This is a genomic window from Nodosilinea sp. LEGE 07298 (genome assembly GCF_015207265.1).
Classification (GTDB): domain Bacteria; phylum Cyanobacteriota; class Cyanobacteriia; order Phormidesmidales; family Phormidesmidaceae; genus Nodosilinea.
This window is the reverse complement of record NZ_JADEXE010000451.1, coordinates 1-3,836: the sequence shown is the minus strand read 5'-3', so window position 1 is coordinate 3,836 and position 3,836 is coordinate 1. Positions and strand designations below refer to the sequence as shown.

The following is a 3,836-nucleotide window of genomic DNA, read 5'->3' as shown; positions in this document are numbered from 1 at the left end:
GCCAGGGTCTGTGCAATCGGCTGACTCAGAACCTCACAGGGTGGGTTACGGCTATGGCCTGTGCGATCGGTTCACGCCAGGATTGCTCTGCGGCCTAACCCACCCTACGATTCCTCCCCACCTTCACCATCTCTCTATCTCCCCAACTCATCTACCCATCCACCCTCCCACTCATCCACTCCCTCACCCCAACCGGAGAACCCTATGCAATCCACGGCTACTCTCGTTGTTATCGGTGCTGGCATCGTCGGCTGTAGCACCACCTATCACCTGACTAAGCTGGGCTGGAAGAATATCGTCGTCGTTGAGCAGGGGCCGCTGTTTGCTACGGGCGGCTCCACTTCCCATGCTCCTGGGCTGGTCTTTCAAACCAACTCGTCTAAGACGATGACCAAGCTGGCCCAGTACACCATCGAGTTGTACAGCCAGCTCAGCACCGACGAAGGCCCGGCTTTTTATCCTGTTGGTGGCGTCGAAGTTGCCTATACCGAAGAGCGCATGGCTGAACTTCAGCGCAAGCTGGGCTGGGCCAAATCTTGGGGCGTTGAAGGGGCCTGTCTGCTCACCCCCGCCGAGGTGAAAGCCAAAGTGCCCCTGGTGAATGAAGCCAAACTGCTTGGCGGCTACTATGTGCCCACCGACGGCATTGCCAAGGCCCTGCGGGCGGCAGAAGCGATGGCCAACTGTGCCAAAGAGGCTGGTGCCGCCGAGTTCTACGGCCACACCACGGTGATGGATATCGAGGTAGTCAACGGTCAGGTGCAGGCGGTTGTTACCGACAAAGGCCGCATTGAAACCGATAAAGTGCTGGTTTGTGCTGGCATCTGGGGGCCGCGCATTGGGCGCATGGTGGGCGAAGTCATTCCCCTTACCCCGGTGCAGCACCAGTACGTGAAAACTGCGCCGATTCCTGAATTAGCGGGCATGACAGAAGAAGTCACGTATCCCATGGTGCGCCACCAGGACCACGCCATGTACTTTCGGCAGCACGGCGACTGCTGGGGGATTGGCTCGTATCAGCACGAGCCGCTGTTGCTAGACCCCGACAACATTCTGCCCTATGCCGAAGCCCCGGTGATGCCGTCAGTACGGCCCTTTACCGAAGAGCACTTCGGCCCCGCTTGGGAGTCCACCAAAGAGCTCTTTCCCGCTCTGGAAGGGGCGGAGTTGACCTACAAAATCAACGGTATGTTTTCCTTCACGCCCGACAGCGGCTCGGTGGTGGGGGAATCTAGCAAAGCGAAAGGCTTTTGGGTGGCTGAGGCGGTGTGGGTTACCCACGGGGGCGGCGTTGGCAAAATCGTCTCAGAACTCATGACCACCGGGGTGCCCAGCCTTGATATTCACGAGATGGATATCAACCGCTTTTCGGATGTTTGCAAGAGCGCCGACTACATCACTCGCGCTGGGGCGCAGCAGTATGACGAGGTGTACGACATCATTCACCCGCTGGATCAGCAGACCCACTCGCGGCAGCTGCGGGTGAGCCCGTTTTACCCCCGTTTGCAGGCGCTGGGGGCGCAGTTCATCTTCAGCGCCGGGTGGGAGCGGCCCCAGTGGTTTGAAGCCAATGCAGATCTGTTGGAGCAGTACGCCATTCCTCAGCGCCAGGGCTGGGAGGCAAAGAACTGGTCGCCGATTCAGGGGGCGGAGCATTTCGCCACGCGAGCAAAGGCGGCCCTCTACGACCTCACCCCCTTCGCCAAATTTGAGCTGACGGGGCCGGGCGTGGTGGCTTATTTGCAAAGCCTTTGCGCCAACGACATCGACAAGCCCGTAGGCAAGGTGATCTACACTGCCATGCTCGCCGCCAACGGCGGCATCATGTGTGACCTGACGGTAAGCCGCCTAGGGGCTGAGAAATATTGGGTGGTGACGGGTGGCTCTGTCCATGGTCACGACCTGGCCTGGATGACGGCGCACCTGCCCGAGGATGGTTCTGTCCAGATTGCAGATATTTCGTCAAGCTACTGCTGCCTGGGCCTGTGGGGACCCAAAGCTCCGGCGGTGCTGCAATCGGTTACTCAAACGGATGTTTCGAAGCCTAAGTTCAAGTTCTTCACCAATCAGCGTCTCACCATTGGCAATATTCCGGTGCTGGCGGTGCGGGTGTCCTACGTGGGCGAAGAGGGCTGGGAAATCTATGCGCCCACTGAGTGTGGTCTGAAGCTGTGGGATACGCTGTGGGCGGCAGGTCAGGAGCACGGCCTAATCGCGGCTGGACTGGGAGCATTTGAATCCTTGCGGTTGGAGAAGGGTTTCCTGTTTTGGGGCCATGACATTCACACCGAATACGACCCCTACGAGGCGGGTTTGGGCTTCGCGGTGAAGCCGAACAAGGGCGACTTCATCGGGAAGGAAGCGTTGTTACAGCGCCAGGAATACGCCAGTCGTAAACTTTGCTTTATAACGCTGGATAATCCGGCGGCGATCGCGATGGGTAAAGAGCCGGTGATTGCCGATGGCAAAGTGCTGGGCTACGTCACCAGCGCCGGATATGGCTACAGCCTGGGGCGCTGCGTGGTGTTTGCCTATCTGCCGCTGACCTATGCTCAACCCGGTACCCAGGTCTCGGTGGAATATTTCGGCAAGTCTCTGGCGGCCACCGTGGTTGAGAAGCTGCTGTAGACGCTTTCGTTCTCATGACATTTCTGTACTGGAGTTCTGCCCAGTCAAAACCTTCATAAGTAAGTAGGCCTGATTATCTAAGACGCATTTCGACTCCGCTCAATGCTCAATCCGTTTTTAGGGAGAGGGTTGAGCGAAGTCGTTCACGAAGTGTCTCCCGAAGGGAGAAAACCCGGCAACCTAAGCGGCCTTGATTTGGCTCTCCTACTTAGCCAGGGTTTGATGCAGCAGAACCCTCTCTGAGGTATTCAGAATGCAAATTCTTGGACTCGAACTCCTTTTTGTTGTGCTGTGGAGTTCTGGCTTCATTGGCGCGAAGTATGGGTTGCCCTACGCCGGGCCATTCACGCTGTTGTTTGTGCGATATGTCCTGGTGGCGATCCTGCTGCTGGTCTGGCTGAGCTATCGGCGGAAGCTGCGGTTTCATAGCAAGACGGCGATCGCCCGTTCTGCCTTCGTGGGTGTGCTGGCTCACGCCATTTGGCTCAGTGCTGCGCTCTGGGCGATCGCGCTGGGCGTTTCACCGTGGATTGTGGCACTGATCACGGCGTTGCAGCCCATGGCCACCAGCGTTTTATCTGGCCCTCTCTTGGGTGAATCAATATCGGCGGTGCAGTGGTGGGGCACCGGAGTCGGTCTGGTCGGCGTCGTGCTAGTGGTGATCACCAAACTGGAGGGGGCCGGAGCGGTCGCGCCAATCGGGTATGTGCTGCCCTTTTTAGCGGCGGCCAGCATGACCGTGGCGACGCTATACCAGCGACACCTGAATCGCACCCAGCCGGAGCAAAATTTGCCCGTCATTCAGAGTTTGTTTGTGCAAGCCGTAGCCAGCGCGATCGCCCTGTGGCCCCTGGCGGTGTTTATCGAAGGCTTGAGCATTCAGTGGAGCCGGCAGTTTGTTTTTGCCCTTGGCTGGCTAATCGTCGTGCTGTCGATTGGTTCCTACGGGCTGATGCTGAAACTGTTGGAGTATCGCACAGCGGCCCGAGTGGCTAGTTTGATGTACCTGACGCCGCCCACGACGCTAGTGCTGGGATTTCTCCTATTCAATGATCAAATTGCCTGGGTTGATGCAGCCGGTCTGGTAATTGCGGCGATCGGGGTGGCCCTCGTCTACCGGGGCGGAGCCGATATACCCAGAAAGGTCAAACACACTGACCCCAGACGTTTTCTCAGCATGAAGCCATAGTACAACCCAACCCCCTGCC

Annotated in this window: 2 protein-coding genes; both read left to right on the top strand. The window is 58.1% G+C overall.

What is annotated here, in order from left to right; genetic code table 11:
* The first annotated feature begins 204 nt into the window (after positions 1-204).
* A complete protein-coding gene (locus IQ273_RS31485) occupies positions 205-2,628 on the top strand; it encodes an FAD-dependent oxidoreductase (protein WP_194027027.1) in 2,424 nt (807 codons plus the stop codon).
* A gap of 253 nt (positions 2,629-2,881) precedes the next feature.
* Positions 2,882-3,817: a DMT family transporter gene (locus tag IQ273_RS31480; protein WP_194027026.1), complete on the top strand. Its 936-nt coding sequence runs from the start codon at positions 2,882-2,884 to the stop codon at positions 3,815-3,817.
* Positions 3,818-3,836: the final 19 nt, after the last annotated feature.

What these genes read in the sequence shown, in the direction of transcription:
- IQ273_RS31480 (WP_194027026.1), top strand. Translation starts at nt 2,882, where the DNA reads ATGCAAATTCTTGGACTCGAACTCCTTTTTGTTGTGCTGTGGAGTTCT.
- IQ273_RS31485 (WP_194027027.1), top strand. Translation starts at nt 205, where the DNA reads ATGCAATCCACGGCTACTCTCGTTGTTATCGGTGCTGGCATCGTCGGC.